This window comes from Emticicia agri (genome assembly GCF_004168285.1).
Classification (GTDB): Bacteria; Bacteroidota; Bacteroidia; order Cytophagales; family Spirosomataceae; genus Emticicia; species Emticicia agri.
The window spans coordinates 44,539-62,315 of sequence record NZ_SEWF01000014.1; the positions used below are offsets into that span (position 1 = coordinate 44,539).

Sequence of the window (17,777 nt, forward strand, 5' to 3'; positions counted from 1 at the left end):
TTTGTTCCCTATAGGGAATAATATATGCAACCGGACGACGAAATAAAGAAAAAACTGTCAGAAATGTTTAAGGACTTCGAAGCTGAGCCCAAGGAAGAATCTTGGGACAAAATTCGTGCGTCTGTACAACTCTCTCAGCTATTTCAGGATTTCGAAGCCGAACCACAGGAGGATTCGTGGGAGAAAATTCGTGCCAGTCTTGACCTCACCCAACGCATGGCAGCCTATGAACCCGAACCACAGGAGGATTCATGGGAGAAAATCCGTGCAGGTGTTGACCTGGCACAGAAATTCAAAGATTATGAGCCCGAACCGCAAGCTATTAGCTGGCTGAAAATACAAGAGGCTATTCAGCCTAAGAAACGCCGTCGTGGCATCATTATCCCATTATTTTATCGTATTGGTGTTGCGGCAGGACTTGTCTTATTATTAGGTAGTTTATGGTGGCTGCTCAATAGCAAAGACGATTCAGACATGACTGCTATAAATTCCGGCAATAAAAAGCCTGCTTCTGTTAATCAGCTAAAAGATAAAAAAGCTGGAGAGAAGAGAGATTCTCAGGAAGCCCAGTCAACAGCAAAAGTTCGTAAAAAACAACTGCCATCAGAAGCTACTTCCAATGAAAATATAGTATCCAACCATACGCCTATCAACAAAGATAAAAACGGCGTATCAAATAAAGACTTTAGTACTCCACGTAAAAAAGCCACTCAAGAGGCTAAAAATAGTGTAAATAATACCCTCGAAACACAGATAGCTCATAAAAAGCCCAATCGAAGAAACAATCAGGATTCAGGTATTAATCCTGTTATGCAGGAGAAAGAAGTTACTTCAAAACCAACCCATGAAAACGAAGTTTTAGCGAATGCTACTGGTGAGAATAATGCAACAGAAGAGTTGAAATTAGAAGAGTTGTCGGGTAAGGGGTTCCAACAAAAAGCGATTCGAAAGCCTTTCAGTGCTATTGCCTATAATGCCGAAAGGCCTTATCAGGTTGAAGAACCTCAACAAAGAGTATATCGGAAGATAAATTTTACGGCCAGTCTGATGCCTTTGCAAACCTATCAGGCATTTACAATTCTGCCGCAAACTAATGCCTATATTCAACAGGTAGGCCGTTTAGATGCCATTGATAATCAACGCCTCGGCATTCAGGTAAGAGCAGGTGCCATGAAACCATTGTCAGACCGCTTTGCTATGGGTGTTTCAGCGGCCTATACAGGTGTGCAACAATGGGCTAACTATGAAATAAATGTTGGCGATTATGAAGTGCAGACCGCCGATAACGGCGCTTATACTTTGGTAGGTATTGGTGAGCAAGTGGCTCAGAAACAATTCATGCAATCCATAGGCTTAAAATTAGATAATGCCTATTTAGTAAGCCGGAAGAAAACAAGTATCTATGCCATAGGGGGTGCAGAAGCCGTTCATGTACTCAATAACAAAGATTTCGGGTATTATGTCAATGCTTCCGTAGGCGTTTCTTACCCGATTAAAGGGGGTAAATCGCTCTGGATAGAGCCTACCTTCAGATACAGCCTTTCTCAATCATTTGATGCCAATAATTATTTAAAGATACGCCCTTATAATATCGGGCTTAATTTGCGTATCAATTTTATATAATAAAGTAACCTGCTATTTTTTGCAATTCTCTCAAAAATCATTTCATTTGCATCATCAACACATATAAACGATAACGCAATGAAACTGAGAGTTTTTCTGATAATATTGTTATTGGTAGTCTTAGGAGTGTTCTATTATCTTACTGCCGGATATTATTCAAAAGGAGAAAGAGCCGGAACTATCTCAAAACTCAGTGAGCGTGGCTATGTTTTTAAAACATTTGAAGGAGTTTTGAATGAAGGAGGATATTCGGGTGAAACAGGTACACTTACACCCCGTTACTGGGATTTTTCGTGTAAATTAGATTCTGTTACGCCCAAACTACAACAAGCTTTAAAAACAGGAGAACGTGTAACGCTGAAATTCCGTGAGAAGTTTTTCCGCTTTCCCTGGAATGGTGATACCAAATACTTTATAGTTGATGTTGAATTTTTAGACCAACCACAGCTACCGACCAATCTGTCTCTGCCACAACCGCAACAGCAGCCAGTGCCAACGGCTCCTGTTGATTCGGCCAAAACTGATTCGACTTTATAGAATTATCATACACCTGAATCACAAAAAAGCACTGTCTTCATGCAGTGCTTTTTCGTTAGCTGATTTTCTTAAACTTATCCTTAGTGTTTATTCACTTTTTAAACTCTTCACCGGATTCACTAATGCCGCTTTAATCGTCTGGTAGCTAACCGTCAATATAGCAATAGAGGTAGCCAATACGCCCGCTATGGCAAACATCCACCACGATAAATCTATTCTGTAAGCAAAATCATGCAACCACTGGCTCATAATATATCCGGCAAGAGGTGAGGCCACAAGAATAGCAATCAGAATCAGTTTAAGGAAATTTGTCAATAAGAGTGAAACAATGCTTCCGACAGATGCGCCTAATACTTTCCTGACGCCGATTTCTTTCGTGCGTTGATGCGTAGCAAAAGCAGCCAATCCGAATAATCCCAAGCAAGAAATCAAAATGGCTAAACCTGCAAAAATGCCAAACAGCCTTCCAATCCGTTGTTCGGCCTGATACATACTATTGAATCGCTCATTTAAAAAAGAATACACAAAAGGAGTATCAGTTTCAGCTTTCCATAGTTTTTCAAGACTTACCAATAGACCCCGTATATCCTCTGTTTTAATACGCAAAGCCAATTGAGAATTATCTCCCCATAAAACATTATCAATGGCGCAATGCTTTGGTGCATAGATTCAAAATGGAAGTCTTTAATTACACCCACAATAGTATATGTACGTTTGCTTCCGGCAGAACCATCTCCTGTCAGAGATACTTGCTGACCAACAGGATTTTTAAACCCAAATGCTTTAGCGGCCGATTCATTAATCAAAATAGCTGAATTATCCGTAGGAAAAGTCTTTGAAAAATTACGTCCCTGTGCTATTTTCATGCCTAAAACAGGCAGATAATCTTCATCAATATAATAACTTTTAGTTCGGTGTGTAACGATACGTGAACCGTTTGCAATCTGCACCCCATCTACACTCTTACGCAAAATACCAGCCGGTAAAAAACCTGCAAGCGAAACCCGAACAACCGGAGACAGTTTTGCCAATTCATTTTTAAAAGCATTTAACTGCTCCCCTAATACGTGGGTTTCGTGTAATACTAATACCTGTTCTTTATCAAAACCCACTTTCTTATTTTGCATGAATCGCAATTGTTGATTAGCAACAATGGTAGCGATAATGATACCGATTGATACCACAAACTGACCTGTTACTAAAGTATTGCGCAACCAGCCATTCCGGAAACCGGCCTGCATTTTACCTTTCAGAACCGTGATAGGCTTAAACGACGACAATATAAAAGCCGGATAACTACCTGCCAATATACCGATTAGCAGACAGCTCAATACAGTACCTGACAACATACGCCAATTGAAAATGGCACTCAGGGAAAGGTGTTTTCCTGTTAGGTTATTAAAGTTGGGTAATAGTAAAATAATGAACCCCAATGCAAGTAATAGCGCAAGAAATGTTAAAAGAACAGATTCTGTCAAGAACTGACTGACTAATTGTTTTTGAACAGAGCCTAATACTTTGCGAATACCAACCTCTTTAGAACGCCCTGCAGAACCTGCCGTAGATAAATTCATGAAATTAATACAAGCTAAAAGCAATATAAACGACGCAATAACCGAAAATATATACACATATTTTATGTCGCTGTTGGCTTCTATTTCATCGTCTAAATCAGAGTGCAGATGAATATCGGTTACACGCTGAAAAGGATAACTAAAGTAATTTCCTTTTTGCTGAAATTCGGCAAAACTAAGCCCGAAAAACTCTTTAATCTCGGCCGATACATATTTATTGACCAATGCCTGGCTCTGGGCTTCTAACTGCTTGAGGGTATAACCCTCCCGAAGCACCAGATAAGTGTGCGCACCGCTGGCTAACCATTTGGTACCGCTGTTGACAGATTTGAAAGAGCCAAAAATATCATAATGAAAATGGGTATTGGAAGGGACATCTGCACAAATACCTGTTACCTGAAAAACCCCCAGATTACCCATTATCAGGGTTTTGCCGATAGGGTCGGTATCGCCAAAATACTTTCTGGCAGTTGTTTCGGTAAGCACTACTGTTTTGGGGTTAATGAGTTCCTTTGCCATACTTCCTTTCAGCATAGAAATTGAAAAAAACTGAAAGAAATTTGGTTCAACAAATGCGATGTTTTCTTCTTTAAAAACATCATTGCCATTTTTAACGAGTAATCCTCCATCGTTCCGGATACGGGTCATAGACTCTACCCCTGCAAAGTCTCTTAGCAGTGCGGGCCCGGCAGGTTCGGAAGTATAAGCCAGTTTGATTTCTTTTTCATCCATTTTACCATACAATGTCATTCGATACATTCTATCGGCATTGGCATGATAACGGTCGTAACTTAGTTCGTGCGATACAAAAAGCACTATCAACAGACATGAGGTCAAGCCTATGGCCAAACCAAATACATTAATGGCCGTAAATCCTTTGTGTCGCCACAAATTCCGAAAAGCAATGGTCAGATAATTTGAGAGCATATCAGTAAATGAGGGGTTAGAATAATTGTTGTAATAGCTATAATTGGTTTTTCTTCGTTTAAAAAAGAAGGGTGTCAGACAATGCAATACCGACCAGATATATTCTCGCCGGGCACGAGTTAAACCTACCTGAATAACCCGATTTTGAAAATGTTCATGCAAGTCGCCTTGTATGTATTCCAGCAGGTGAGGCGCTACAAACCACTCTAATAGCTTATCAACCCATCGAGGTGGTTGAGGATTAAAGGATTGGGAGTCTGCTAATGATTCTTGTTGCTTTTTCATAACAGTTGGGTATTGGTTAAGTCAGGTCAAGTTTACCTAATAGTGGTAGTTTGCTTTGCGGAATAGACTGCCAGAGTCGGTTACGTGTCTGTTGTATCTCTGATAATGCCTGCCCGCCTGTTGCAGTTAAAGCAAACAAACGTTTGCTCCTCCCCCCTCTCTCGGCAGTTGCTCCTCCTACTGATGACGAAAGGAAGCCTTTTTCTTCCAGTCGGTAAAGGGTAGTATGCACGGCACTGATGGTAAAATCACGTCCTGTTTGCCGTTGTAATTCTTCCATCACAGGCACGCCATAAACCTCTTCGGTACTGGCTGCAACTACCAGCAACACCAATTCTTCTAACTCTCCTAATATCGTTTTTTTCATATACTTCTATAAAAGTTGATTAGATACAATATTGTAAATCAAATCGTGTGCCATTTATAAAAAACATGTTTTAAGGCTCATAGAAGCGGATATTGAAGAATGGCACTGTCCAGAAACGGACAAATGCCCGTCCAGAATTGGACAAGGTAAAAAACAAAAAACGAGTTACACCAAATAAGCGTAACTCGTTTTTATATGTGCCAAAGGTGAAATCCGAACTTATTCGAGTATCTCAGTCCATAGATCTTTTGTATTATTTAATGCTGATTAAATCGCAAAGGATTCGTTCAGATTCGCTTAATATCAGGTCTCTGTCTTTACCATCTTTTTCGCCTGTGCTCAACTTATTAACGGCACTTCTGTGTTTCTCGTTTTCGTCTCTTTCCTGTTTACGTTTCGCCTCATTCAAAGAAACCACAGTAATGTCTTTCGTTTTACGATATTCGGCCAGGTCTTCTACCAATTGCTTCATGGCAACGTCAGAGTTTAAACGTTCGTTGTATTTCTCCTGCAATTTACTAACCACTTTATCAGTAATGATATTGGTTTTATCGTAGTTTGAAGTATTAATCTGGTCGAATGGTAAAGCCGTTGGCTGAGAACTTTCTCCCATTTCTTCCGGGTCAAAAGGAGACGGAAGATTAATATCTGCCGAAACACCTTTGCGTTGGGTACTGTTACCCGTAACCCTATAGAACTTCTCAGTAGTCAGTTTCAACTGTCCGTATTTCTCTTTCTGGTCGAAACCAACATTCGCAGAAGCCTTTTTATCAGTAGAAGCCGTACGTGGCGACAAAAGGAACTGGTCTAAGTCAACTAATTGTTGTACAGTACCTTTGCCAAAAGACTTTTCACCAACAATCAACCCACGTTTATAATCCTGAATAGCCCCTGCAAAAATCTCTGATGCCGAAGCACTGAAACGGTTCTGAAGAATTACTAACGGCCCATTATACACTAATTCAGGGTCTGTGTCGCTTTCTACATCAACTCCTCCATTGTTATCACGACGTTGTACCACAGGGCCTTTGGTAATGAATAATCCGGTAAGGTTAATCGCTTCTGTCAACGAACCACCGCCATTATTTCTTAAATCAATCACAACTCCTTCTACTCCTTTGGCTTTAAACTCGTCCAAGAATCTTTTTACGTCTTTTGTAGTACTCTGGAAATCGCCACCTTTACGGGCATCTTCAAAGTCACGATAAAACATCGGAATATCAATTACCCCTAATTTATAGTCTCTACCGTTGTGTTTAATCGGCACAACTTCACCTTTGGCAACTGCCTCTTCTAATTTCACTTTCTCACGTACCAGTCTCAACTCTTTAGTGGTTGAACCTGCAGGGGCATCGCCCGGTAACAGACGAATACGCACTACTGTTCCTTTCGTACCTCTGATTAGCTTTACGGCGTCGTCAGTCAACCAACCTACAATATCCTGCCATGCCCCATTATCACCCTGTGCTACTGCCACAATACGGTCATTCTTTACGGCTTTCCCATCTTTAAACAATGGGCCGCCCGGAATCACCTCTGCAATGGCAACATAATCGCCTTCATTTTTCAATGAAGCTCCGATTCCTTCTACCGACTGGCTCATTTCAATATTGAACTGTGCCGCCGTGCTTGGAATCATATAGCTGGTATGAGGGTCAATACTTTCAGAAAAAGCATTCATAAATGCCTGAAATATATCTTCTGAACGCCATTTGGCAATTCTTGACTCCCAGCGTTTGTAGCGGTCTTTCAAGGTAGCTGTTATAGCACTATCTTTACTTCCGCTTAGTTTCAGATCTAATACCTGGCTTTTTACAATCTTATGCCATACGTCATCTAATTCTTTTTCTGATGTTGCCCACGGAGCTTTTTCTCTGTCAGTATCAAAAGTTTCATCACTGGTAAAATCAAATGGCTTGTCAAGCAAGGTCATGATTTTATCATAACGGTCTTTATATCTCTTTCTGAATAGATTAAAAACTTCAAAAGGAGCCGTCAAATCCCCCTCCAATAAATCTTCATCAATACCATAGCGATATTTTTCAAAAGATTCAACATCGGCTTTTGTAAAATAAGAATGCCCACCATCTACATCTTTGAGGAAATTATCCCACACTTTTGAGGAAAAATTATCATCTAATTTGAATTTCTGATAGTGATGATAACTCAGAAACTGGGTAGCAAACTGCTCAACCTGCTCCTGTGTGCGTGTAGGAACTAACTCCTTGTAGCCATAAGTTGGCCCGGTGGGTGTCTTGGTGTTCTGAGCTTTATTCTCAAAGCACCCGAAAAGCCCTGTCAGGGTGAATAGGACTAATATTTTTTTCATAATTTCTAACATAATAACCCCGCCCCCTTAAGGAGAGTTTTGATTTAAAATATACCGAATCGTTAATTATATGCCTTAAAAAGCTAATTATAAGTAAATTACTAAATTGTTAACAATTATCAAACTGATATGGTTGCCTATTTTATAATCTCTCTCCTACAATGCTTTCTTTTTTTATTTTACAATATCTATCAGTTCTAAATCAAAAATCAATACCTGATTCGGGCCGATACTTGGTGGTCCTTGCGGGCCATAAGCCAGATTTGCCGGAATAAATATTTTCCATTTAGAACCCACAGGCATTATCTGCAATATATCCTGCCATCCCTGAATCACTTGTGTTACACCAAACTCTGCAGGCTCACCTCTCTGTACAGAACTATCAAAAATTGTTCCATCAATGGTTGTACCATGATAGTGTACTCTTACTCTATCTGTTGCCACAGGCTTTGTTCCCGTACCTTCTTTTACTACCTGATATTGTAAACCACTTGGTAGGGTTATAATACCTGTTTTGCCTTTATTAGCTGCCAGAAATGCGTCTCCGGCTTTTTGGTTAGCAACAGCCTTTTTCATAGACTCGTTCTGAAAATACCCTTGAATGTAAGCATTGGCTGCGCCAGGGTCTAAAGCCGTAGGCTGACCATTCAACACATGATTAATGGCACTCGCCAACATATCTGTATTACATTTGATATTCTGCTGTTTAAGATTAGCTGCAATATTCATTCCGATAGCGTAGCTCAAAGAATCCATTGTATTTTTCATCGGGCCACTTGTATTTGCCGCAACTGGCTTTGGGGCAGCAGGTTTTGCCGTGCTTGCAGGTGCCTTTTTAACCGGAGTTTTTGGAGTTTGTGCAACAGCAAATTGTGTGGTAAATATGCTAACTGAAAGAGCCACTATGATTTTCTTCATTTTTGGAAACACTGTTTTTTTTAAATTTGTTAAAGAATAACAAATAAACGTACTTTTACCTGAAAAATTAGATTCAGTAGAAAAAAAACTACAAAAAATATTAATTTTCCTTAAATTTTAAGAATTTTTAACATGGCTCTAAGCTTACAGGAATTCAGGCGATATGACCGCCAGATACTATTACCGGAGTTGGGTGTAGAAGGTCAGGAGAAGCTAAAACAAGCCAAGGTGCTCGTGGTGGGTTGTGGCGGATTAGGCAGCCCTATACTGTTGTATTTAGCTGCTGCAGGGGTAGGCACTTTAGGGATTATTGAAGACGATAAAATCAGCCTCAGTAACCTGCAAAGGCAGATTTTATATACTTCTGATAAAGTCGGTAAATCTAAAATACATGAAGCTGAACGCCGATTACAGGCACTGAATCCCTTAGTAAATATTATTAAACATGGCGTTCGGTTATCAGCAATTAATGCATTAGCTCTTATTAAAAATTATGACCTTGTGGTAGATGGTACTGATAATTTTCCGACACGCTATCTGGTAAATGATGCCTGTGTGATACTTGGTAAACCCTTTGTGTATGGAGCCATTCATCGTTTTGAGGGGCAAATCGCCTTGTTTAATTATAAGGGTTCTTCTACTTATCGTGATTTATTTCCAACTCCTCCCCCACCCGAGCAAGCACCCAATTGCTCAGAGGCAGGGGTATTAGGCGTATTACCGGGCATTATAGGCTCTATGCAGGCATTAGAGGCGATTAAAGCAATTACAGAAATCGGAGAGCCTCTGGCAGGGAAATTATATATGCTGGATACTTTGTCTATGCAAAGCAGAACCCTGAAAGTGCCTAAAATACCTGATGCCCCTGCTATTGAAAAGCTCATAGATTATGAGGCTTTTTGTGGGATAAACAAATATGAAGACGGGCAAATAACTTATGACCAGTATCTTGATTTATTAGCAGAGCCTGATATAAACGGTGAATCTGCCTTTCAGTTGATAGATGTGAGAGAAGAATATGAGATTTTTGACGAAGAAAATATCGGCGGAGAAAATATGCCCTTTTCAGAAATAGAAAAGCATATTCCGAACATCAGAAGAGATAAACCTGTGGTTGTTTATTGCCAGAGCGGAGGCAGAAGTCAGAAGGTAATTAAATTACTAAGTACTAAATACGGCTATACCAATCTGCTTAATTTTGCAGGCGGTATTGACGCCATTTTACGAACATTATAGATACGCTAAAAGGATTGGTGTATTAACTTAAAATGATAGTTGACATATTGCAGATTTATCTATGAAGGCTGAATTATTAGAGAAGGTAAAAGAAATTATTGAGAAGCGAATGAATACTTCATGGCAGGCGATGGAAGATGCTAAAAATTCGGCCAATGAAGAGGGGAAAAGTTCGGCAGGAGATAAATATGAAACCGCCCGTGCTATGGGACAGATAGACCGTGAAATGAATGGCAGAATGTATGACCAAGCCCAACAGGAAAGACTTCTATTAGACAAAATAAACCCTCAGATTCCTTTTTCGCATGTGGGCTTAGGTGCTTTGGTTAACACTACTATGGGTATCTTTTTTGTAGCCGTTGGCGCAGGTATAATACCTCTGAATGGCACAAATATCATGATTATCTCTCCTCAATCTCCTATCGGGCAGATACTGATGGGTAAGACAGCGCAAGATGCTTTTGAATTCAGAGGGAAAAAGTATGAAGTTATATTAGTTGAGTAACTTTGTCTGAACTATGATTTACCTGATTGAATGATTTTACTGATTAAAACTGTTTAGTTATTTTCTTAGCAGGAGAATCAAAATAAAGAAAATCAATTTTATCAGTTCAATCAGGTAAATCACAGTTCAGACAATAATTTCGCAATCATTTAACCACCCACTGCAAGACCTTAGATAAGGGCTTGGCATAAAGGGTGTACCATTTTGGAGTCAGTCCATTAATATCCCAGGCTCTGCGGTCTTCTTTATTTGCTCTGATACGGTTTTTTAATGAGGCATTACTTGTTCCTCCTGTTCGCATTTTCATTAATACTTCAGGTACATAAAACGAAGAAACATTATGCTTGTATAACATCCTGAGCATCAGTTCATAATCACCTGCACTTCTGAAAGAGGTATCATATAGCCCATAGGCATCATAAGCCGATTTTTTTAAGAAAAAGGCCGTATGTGGGGGCATCCAACCAGTCAGAAAACGTTTTTTGTCGTATTTACCCGATTTCCAGTTGCGCACTACTTTGTTTATATCTTCGTTGTCCACATAATATAAATCACCATAAACCGAATCTGCTTTCGATTCCTGAAAAGCCTTGGCTACTTTAGAAATCACCTGATTATCGGGATAAAAATCATCTGAACCCATAATACCCACTACCTCTCCGGTAGCCATTGCTACCCCTTTACTCATGGCTTCATAAATACCACTGTCTTTTTCTGACACCCACTTGATTCTGTCTCCATACGATTTCAGGATGTCCACCGTCCCATCTTTAGAGGCACCATCGGCCACAATGTATTCAATATCGGGGTAATCTTGCGAAAGTACACTTTCAATAGTATCACGGATAGTTGCGGCAGAATTGTAAGCGGCAGTAACAATTGAAATTTTCATTCAGTAATGTCAGATTTTAAAATCTATATGATTTTAAGGAGATTATATTTATTCAAGCACCAAAAATACAAAAGACTCCTTATAAAAAGACCTTTTCAGGTATTTTGTTCTTTACAAGCTATAAAAACGGGTGGCATTTTCTCCAAAAAGCTTCGCTTTTTCTGTTTCACTCAATTGAGCGAAATAAGATTGTACAATCCCTAACTGGTCTTCATAAGCACCTGCTACCAGACACACAGGCCAGTCAGAACCATACATGATTCTGTCGATTCCGAAAAATTCTAATACACAGTCGAGATAAATATAAAAATCTTCTTTTTCCCATTTGTTCCAGTCAGCTTCTGTTACCATGCCCGAAATCTTACAGTATACCTGCTGATGTTGTGCAATTGCTTTCATATAATTCGACCACTTACTGATGCCCTTATTCTTAATATCAGGCTTGGCAATATGGTCTATCACAAATTTATTATCAGGACATTCACGCACCAGGTGCAAGGCATCTTTCAGTTGTTTCGGATAAATCAGTATATCATAGGTATAATCAAAATCTAACAGTTTCTTTACCCCTCTGATGAAACTCTCCTGCTGCATAAACCCGATTGGTTCACCCTGCACAATATGTCTGAACCCTTTCAGTTTATCAAATTGCTTAAAATAACTCAGGCGTTCCCACAAATTATCGGCTCGTAAATCAACCCAGCCTACTACCCCTTTGATGAAACTATATAGTTGGGCAAATTTCAAAAAATCATGATTCTCATGTTCAGTCTGGTTTACCTGTACTAATACGCAACCATCAAATCCGTTTTTCTGTAGAATGGGTTCTAAATCAGCCGGTAAAAAATCATGCTGGATAGTTTTCATTGAGTCGTCAATCCAGGCATAATCTTTAGCAGTATAATACCAGAAATGTTGATGTGCGTCGATAGTCATTGCAATGAGGTATTGAATAGATTAATGGATAAAGTTCTGTATACCGAAAAAACAAATCTGTAAAATCAATAGCCAGAGAGCTATGGGATTGTCTTTTCTGAATTTCATACTATGAAACAAAGATAGCAAAACCGCTGATACGATAAACCATGCTATATAATTCTGAACAGGTGGGTTAGCTACTTTCCACGACCACATATTCAGCCTGATAGCCACAGGTTCTACCAGAAAATCGAGCATGGTCATTAGCATGGCGCCATAAAGTACTTTTATATAGATAGGTTTAGATGTCCGGCAAAAAGAACTCCCTACACAATACACCAATAAAAGCCAGTTTACGCCTATCATAGGTGGTACTTCCAGGACTTTAAACCCTAATGTAGTTTCATACTTGTACGGGCCAAATATCACTCCTGTTTTTACCCCTGCCACTTCAATAAAAAAGCCTGTCAGGAATGTAACAATACAAAAAATGATAAAATTACGGTTCCATTGCTGATGGAAATAAAGCAGAATAGCCAAAGAAGCTAAAAGATTGAAGGGAGTCAGCCATTGAAACAGTTGCGTTGTTTGTGGAATATTCATACCTATCAATCCGGCTATATACATAGCCGTAAGTAGCAATAAATAAGGTATAGGATTGGGCATATTATGTATCACGATTTTTAAATCGTATGATATTTTACTAAACCATCAATTGGTGTTATCAATACGTTTCCGATTTGCAGTTTTTTGCTTTCGGCCACTTCTCTCAGAATCTGTTCGTAATAAAATCCTATTGAGCCTACAAAATTGAGTTTTACGGCAAAGCACATTGGGTATTTCAGAATATATTTCTCAAAAAATTGACTGAAAGACTCAGCGACTAAATTGTGGCAGAAACTATCCCGTATATTATCAGCTATAAATCTGGCATAAGAAGCAAAATATCTGTTCGGGAAAGGCTTATGATAAGCATTGTCTAATACCATCAGTCTGTCCATTACACCATATTTTTCTTCAAATATTTGTCTGATATGCGCAGGCATTTCTTTGTGCAGATACGCCAATAAAAGTAATTTACCCAGATGTCCGCCACTTCCTTCATCACCTAACCAGAAACCTAAAGGTGGCACCTGATAGGCAATTTTTTCTCCATCAAAATAGCAGGAATTAGAACCCGTGCCTAAAATACAACCTATCCCCTCCTGATGCCCACAGGCGGCTCGTGCTGCGCCTAATACATCGCTTTGCACATCAATATGCTCAACCTCATCAAAAACTTTCAGAATGGCCGTGCGCAATACATTTGCTTTTTCCTCATTGGTAATACCCGTGCCATAATAAAAAACCTGTGTAATTTTACCCCTGCAATGTGGCTCAAGATTGGCTTGCAATTCAGTGGCTATCGAATCGGCATCCTGGTAATAAGGACTAAAGCCCACAGTCTGGGTTTGTCCTGTAATTGCACTCCCATCTACAATTCGCCAATCTGTTTTAGTTGAACCACTATCTGCAATTAATATCATCTTTAATAATTTAGAGATTGGGTGACTGGGTAAATGAGTGGTTGTGTGATTAAATTGTTGATCCTTTAATCACTCATTCACTCAATCGCTAATTCACTATTTTTTTTTAAAACCCTCCCTGCCCATAAGTCTGGCGGCGACGGCTTACTTTTAGCTCTTGCAGTAAGGTGCTTCTTACACGCAAATCGAAAGAATAGTTGCTTGAGCGAAGGTTATTTCCGGCAATAGGTGTCCAGTTAAAACTCATATCCCAGCAATGTAATTCTCTGTGTAAACTCACATTGGTTAAGGTAGCAGCCTTGAACTGAAAATCCCAACCTGTATTAAAGCCCACTTTCCATTTGGGTGTCAGACTAAAATCTCCCTGTACCGTAACAGCCTGTGTTACCTGCGCAATGGCCAGCCCTTGTTTGCTATAATTAAGGTTATAACTCAAACTCAAAGTCCATGGAATAGAGAAATCAACATAGAGTTCCGGATTAGCCGCTACAAATTTTTTCATAGCATCCATTGCAGGGTCTGTCGATTTTGTTTCTTTTGGTTTGGCTTTCGATTTATCAAAGGTTTCCGGCGATAGACGGGTAGCAATAGCAATATTGGCCGAACGCAGCGTAGCCAGATTCCCTAAGCTGAACTTACCGCTCTCTGCTACTTTATAAAAACGTGTAATACGCCCGGCAGGGTTTAATGCTCTCAATTCTGCGGTGCTTTCCTGTGTATAATAATAAGGGTCAAAACTACCCGAGAGATTGACATTAATCAAGTTTTTAAACAGGTTTGTATTTGCACTCATACTGATATTCGATAAATTCATGGAATCGCCTATTGCTAAGAGGTTATAGCTTCCGTTAATACCGAAATTATCTAATAAAGAAATTTTTTCAAAAGCTTTGGCGGCAGTATCTGACTTAGACCTGACTTTAGCTTCTAACTGATTGGTTATACCAAATCCGATACTACCTGATGCTCCGGCTGACGCACCTAAGGAAGGATACCTTGGCAGAAGTCTGTTTAAGGCTGTACGTGTAACTACTCCGGTAACAGAATCTCTTACTTCATCAATACGAACCACCTTGTAGTCGAAAAGGTTTTTGGTAAAATCAGGCGCATAACTCACACTGATAGACGGAGCCAATGTATGCCTGATAGCCTGCAAGCGTCCTTTCCCCTTAAACTGATAGGTACCATATATACGAGTATTCATACTACCCGAAACGGATGTCTGATAAGTAGGAAAGAAGCCTTTAACTGTATCTATTCTGACTGCATTCTGGCTTTCAATATATTCGTAGCTAAGTGCTTGTGTAAAAATATCACCTCTTAAAGATATGCTTGGCGTAAAGTTGATATAACGGGCAATTTTGAAGTTGGGTAAAGTAATAGGCAAAGAGTAGGTAGTACGAAACTGTCCGTCAGCTAATATATCGCTTAAAGCGCTTAAACTATTGATTTTTCTTACATTATTCAATCGTTCCTGTAGTGCTTTTTGTCCGGCCCGGTCTTCTAATGATAAAGTTAATGGGTTAGCATCCCGTAGTCTTATTTCTTCATTGGTTAGTGGCTTTGCCTCAATTGACTCGTAGGTACCATCAGCTAATTGACGAACAATTTTATATTCAGAATAACTTGTAATGCTATTCACCTTGGTGTTGGTAGCCTGATAACCCCCATTCACATTGAACCCTACCCTGAATGATTCAAACCAACGCCCTATCATCTTTTTTTCCGGCACAAATGGATTGAACTGGTTCAGACCAATGCTATAATTCAATGAGGCGTCCATTTGTCCGGTCGTAAAGTTCTGCGAGATATTCAGCCCTGCACTGGTTACTACTTTCTGCGCAAAAGTACGCCCAAACTGAACAGAAGAATTTGAACTACTGCTCAGGTAATTACTTACATCAGCCGTATTCACATTATTTCTGTTGAAACCATTACTTCTCAGGTTTACTGATGAAGAAAAGCTCCGGTCAGGACGTTTGTTAGCCGGAGAATGCGACCAGTTTAAACTGAAATCTTTGGCAGCCGTTTGTGTAGTAGTAGGGTCTAAAACTTCAGCTACAGGTTTATTGTAGTTGTATTGAAAACTCAGGTTACCTGCATATTTATACCGTTTTGCATAGCTCGACTGAATACCCACCCCATAGCTACCTTTTGAGTAAATCTGAGCCAATACCTTAGCACCAATGTTTTCGTTGATAGCAAAATAATAGCCAAAGTCCCGGAAGTAAAAACCACGGTTACGAGGCTCTTCTCCATAAGACCCCATAATAATACCTGAAGTGCCTATTTCTTTCTTCTTAGGTACAGGAAAAAAACCAAAGGGAAGCCCAATAGGCAGTGGAATGCCACTCAATACAAAATTGAATGGTCCTGAAATAACCTGTTTTTTATTTACTAATTTGATTTTTCGTGCAGCAATATGAAAGTGTGGTTCTTTCAGGTTACAGGTGGTATATTTGGCATGCACCAGATAAAGATTATCCTGGGGGTCTTTCTTTACTTTTTCGCCTTGTACAAAGCCCTCTCCCTGCTGTGTTACAATATTCTTGATAATTGCCTTTCGGGATTTAAAATTATACCTGATTGTATCGGTATTGTACTTGTCTCCACTCTGGGAAAAAACGGGTTTCCCTTTTACTTTTTCTCCTTGCTTGGTAGTATCGGGCGAACCGTGCGCAAAAATCTCATTCTTTCCCCAATCTAATCTGATGTAGTCGGCTTCCAATTCAATATCGCCGTAAGTAACCTTGGCTTGCCCGTATAAATGTACAGTTTTGCCATCAACCTCCATAATGGTTGAATCCTGTGCCGTATATTTTACGGTCGATTGCAAACTGCTGTCTTTACTTTTAAGGGAGTCGGCAATAATAACCTTTACGGTATCCTGTTTTTCGGCAAACAGTTTATTTCCTGTTACGGTACGAGTTTTTCGGGTATTTTCAGGAAGTGGTTGTCCAAAGCCATTATTCCCACCAGTACCAGTACGTCTGAGCGGGTCTATAGACGGAAACTGTGCAAAGGCTGAAATACTGAAAAATATACTACAGACAATGAGGAAAAACTTCAAGCGATTATGACATTTTAAAAATTATACTACAAAACCAACAGACTTCCTCACGCAAAATGAGTGTATTTACAAAAAGTTTATCATTTAAGTTGCTTCAAAAATAGTACTTTTGTAAACAAATTCGTTCTAATAAGTCTATAACGATAAGTCGTGGCACAAAATTAGCTTATTAATACTATAGACAGAACGTTTGCCTGTAAAATCATGTTAAAATTTCTTAAAGTCCTATTTCTCATACTTATTGCTGTTGGCTCGGTTGCTGCGCAGAAGCGTCAGTTAAAAACCATTGTCATAGATGCCGGACACGGAGGGAAAGACCCGGGCACAAGTCACGGGAAATTGAAAGAGAAAAACATTGCTCTTAGTATCACGCTCAAGGTAGGTAAACTGATAGAAGAAGAGTTGGGTATAAAGGTGGTATATACCCGCAAAAAAGACGTTTTTATACCCTTACACGAGCGAGGTTCTATTGCGAACCGTCATAAAGCTGATTTATTTATCTGTATTCATGTAAATGCCAATCCCTATTCGTCAAAAATATATGGCTCTGAAACCTATACGATGGGGCTTCATAAAACAGAAGAGAATCTGGAACTGGCCAAACGGGAGAATGGGGTAATTCTGATGGAGGAAAATTATGAGAAGAATTATGATTTCGACCCTAATTCTCCGCTGGCTCATATCAAGATGGCCAATTACCAAAATGCCTTTATGAGACAAAGCCTTAACTTGGCATCGAAAGTCGAAAAACAATTTCAGAAGTCAGGTCGTAAAAGCAGAGGAGTAAAACAGGCAGGGTTTCAGGTTTTATGGGAAACTACCATGCCGGGTATCTATATTGAAACCGGATATCTGACTAACGCTACCGACAGAAAACTACTGGAAAGCGAAAAGGGACATCAGCAAATTGCTGAGGCTATTGTAAAAGCATTGAAAATATATAAAGAAGAGATTGAAAAATAAATATCAAATACGAAACGTTGAAACACGAATGTAGAAATGTATTTTTGTAAAAATTGTTCTTATTAAACGTATTTATTCCTTAATTCACCATCACACGAGTTTTGCAA

The 17,777-nt window shown here is 39.4% G+C and carries 15 protein-coding genes; 5 read left to right on the plus strand and 10 right to left on the minus strand.

Going from position 1 to position 17,777, the window contains the following annotated elements:
- Nucleotides 1–24: 24 nt before the first annotated feature.
- A complete protein-coding gene (locus EWM59_RS11400) occupies nt 25–1,623 on the plus strand; it encodes a hypothetical protein (RefSeq protein ID WP_130021102.1) in 1,599 nt (532 codons plus the stop codon).
- Nucleotides 1,624–1,701: 78 nt separating this feature from the next.
- Nucleotides 1,702–2,160 (plus strand): hypothetical protein, encoded by a 459-nt coding sequence (locus tag EWM59_RS11405; RefSeq protein WP_229239340.1) that lies wholly within the window; start codon nt 1,702–1,704, stop codon nt 2,158–2,160.
- 87 nt (nt 2,161–2,247) lie between these two features.
- Here EWM59_RS11405 and EWM59_RS28670 read toward each other — a convergent pair whose 3' ends face one another.
- From EWM59_RS28670 to bamJ, 5 genes are all read right to left on the minus strand, one after another.
- Nucleotides 2,248–2,766, minus strand: coding sequence for an ABC transporter permease (locus tag EWM59_RS28670; RefSeq protein ID WP_310587849.1), 519 nt, complete (start codon nt 2,764–2,766; stop codon nt 2,248–2,250).
- Complete coding sequence (locus EWM59_RS11410) at nt 2,727–4,946, minus strand: ABC transporter permease (RefSeq protein WP_310587850.1); 2,220 nt, start codon at nt 4,944–4,946, stop codon at nt 2,727–2,729. The genes EWM59_RS28670 and EWM59_RS11410 overlap by 40 nt, the downstream gene beginning before the upstream one ends.
- 16 nt (nt 4,947–4,962) lie before the next feature.
- Nucleotides 4,963–5,313: a PadR family transcriptional regulator gene (locus EWM59_RS11415; protein ID WP_130021103.1), complete on the minus strand. Its 351-nt coding sequence runs from the start codon at nt 5,311–5,313 to the stop codon at nt 4,963–4,965.
- 253 nt (nt 5,314–5,566) lie between these two features.
- A complete protein-coding gene (locus EWM59_RS11420; protein ID WP_229239341.1) occupies nt 5,567–7,642 on the minus strand; it encodes a carboxy terminal-processing peptidase in 2,076 nt (691 codons plus the stop codon).
- Between the two features lie 174 nt (nt 7,643–7,816).
- Nucleotides 7,817–8,560: a BamJ family beta-barrel-assembly machinery protein gene (gene bamJ, locus EWM59_RS11425; RefSeq protein WP_130021105.1), complete on the minus strand. Its 744-nt coding sequence runs from the start codon at nt 8,558–8,560 to the stop codon at nt 7,817–7,819.
- Nucleotides 8,561–8,692: 132 nt separating this feature from the next.
- On the opposite strand from bamJ, the gene moeB reads away from it, so the two are divergent.
- Entirely contained in the window at nt 8,693–9,796 is a 1,104-nt protein-coding gene (moeB, locus tag EWM59_RS11430; protein WP_130021106.1) for a molybdopterin-synthase adenylyltransferase MoeB, read from the plus strand.
- A 61-nt stretch (nt 9,797–9,857) separates the two neighbouring features.
- Complete coding sequence (locus EWM59_RS11435) at nt 9,858–10,301, plus strand: transcription elongation factor (protein ID WP_130021107.1); 444 nt, start codon at nt 9,858–9,860, stop codon at nt 10,299–10,301.
- 145 nt (nt 10,302–10,446) lie between these two features.
- On the opposite strand, the gene EWM59_RS11440 is transcribed toward EWM59_RS11435, so the two are convergent.
- The 5 genes from EWM59_RS11440 to EWM59_RS11460 all read right to left on the minus strand — a co-directional run bounded on the left by EWM59_RS11440 (nt 10,447) and on the right by EWM59_RS11460 (nt 16,707).
- Nucleotides 10,447–11,193 carry a glycosyltransferase family 2 protein gene (locus tag EWM59_RS11440; protein ID WP_130021108.1) on the minus strand — a complete coding sequence of 249 codons (747 nt, stop codon included), beginning with the start codon at nt 11,191–11,193 and terminating at the stop codon, nt 10,447–10,449.
- 111 nt (nt 11,194–11,304) lie between these two features.
- The gene (locus EWM59_RS11445) at nt 11,305–12,129 is read right to left on the minus strand and encodes an amidohydrolase family protein (protein ID WP_130021109.1); all 825 of its coding nucleotides are present in this window, start codon (nt 12,127–12,129) and stop codon (nt 11,305–11,307) included.
- Between the two features lie 21 nt (nt 12,130–12,150).
- Complete coding sequence (locus EWM59_RS11450) at nt 12,151–12,777, minus strand: carotenoid biosynthesis protein (protein WP_130021110.1); 627 nt, start codon at nt 12,775–12,777, stop codon at nt 12,151–12,153.
- Nucleotides 12,778–12,794: 17 nt separating this feature from the next.
- A complete protein-coding gene (locus tag EWM59_RS11455) occupies nt 12,795–13,637 on the minus strand; it encodes an N-acetylglucosamine kinase (protein WP_130021111.1) in 843 nt (280 codons plus the stop codon).
- Between the two features lie 106 nt (nt 13,638–13,743).
- On the minus strand, nt 13,744–16,707 hold the full coding sequence (locus EWM59_RS11460) for a putative LPS assembly protein LptD (protein WP_130021112.1): 2,964 nt from the start codon (nt 16,705–16,707) through the stop codon (nt 13,744–13,746).
- Nucleotides 16,708–16,911: 204 nt separating this feature from the next.
- Between EWM59_RS11460 and EWM59_RS11465 the strand changes: the two genes are divergently transcribed.
- Entirely contained in the window at nt 16,912–17,670 is a 759-nt protein-coding gene (locus EWM59_RS11465; RefSeq protein ID WP_130021113.1) for an N-acetylmuramoyl-L-alanine amidase family protein, read from the plus strand.
- Nucleotides 17,671–17,777: the final 107 nt, after the last annotated feature.

Bases quoted from the DNA above. Each gene is read 5' to 3' on its own strand.
- EWM59_RS11405 (WP_229239340.1), top strand. From the start codon at position 1,702: ATGAAACTGAGAGTTTTTCTGATAATATTGTTATTGGTAGTCTTAGGA.
- EWM59_RS11450 (WP_130021110.1), bottom strand. From the start codon at position 12,777: ATGCCCAATCCTATACCTTATTTATTGCTACTTACGGCTATGTATATA.
- EWM59_RS11435 (WP_130021107.1), top strand. From the start codon at position 9,858: ATGAAGGCTGAATTATTAGAGAAGGTAAAAGAAATTATTGAGAAGCGA.
- moeB (WP_130021106.1), top strand. From the start codon at position 8,693: ATGGCTCTAAGCTTACAGGAATTCAGGCGATATGACCGCCAGATACTA.
- EWM59_RS11420 (WP_229239341.1), bottom strand. From the start codon at position 7,642: ATGAAAAAAATATTAGTCCTATTCACCCTGACAGGGCTTTTCGGGTGC.
- bamJ (WP_130021105.1), bottom strand. From the start codon at position 8,560: ATGAAGAAAATCATAGTGGCTCTTTCAGTTAGCATATTTACCACACAA.
- EWM59_RS11410 (WP_310587850.1), bottom strand. From the start codon at position 4,946: ATGAAAAAGCAACAAGAATCATTAGCAGACTCCCAATCCTTTAATCCT.
- EWM59_RS11415 (WP_130021103.1), bottom strand. From the start codon at position 5,313: ATGAAAAAAACGATATTAGGAGAGTTAGAAGAATTGGTGTTGCTGGTA.
- EWM59_RS11445 (WP_130021109.1), bottom strand. From the start codon at position 12,129: ATGACTATCGACGCACATCAACATTTCTGGTATTATACTGCTAAAGAT.
- EWM59_RS11440 (WP_130021108.1), bottom strand. From the start codon at position 11,193: ATGAAAATTTCAATTGTTACTGCCGCTTACAATTCTGCCGCAACTATC.
- EWM59_RS11455 (WP_130021111.1), bottom strand. From the start codon at position 13,637: ATGATATTAATTGCAGATAGTGGTTCAACTAAAACAGATTGGCGAATT.
- EWM59_RS11400 (WP_130021102.1), top strand. From the start codon at position 25: ATGCAACCGGACGACGAAATAAAGAAAAAACTGTCAGAAATGTTTAAG.
- EWM59_RS11465 (WP_130021113.1), top strand. From the start codon at position 16,912: ATGTTAAAATTTCTTAAAGTCCTATTTCTCATACTTATTGCTGTTGGC.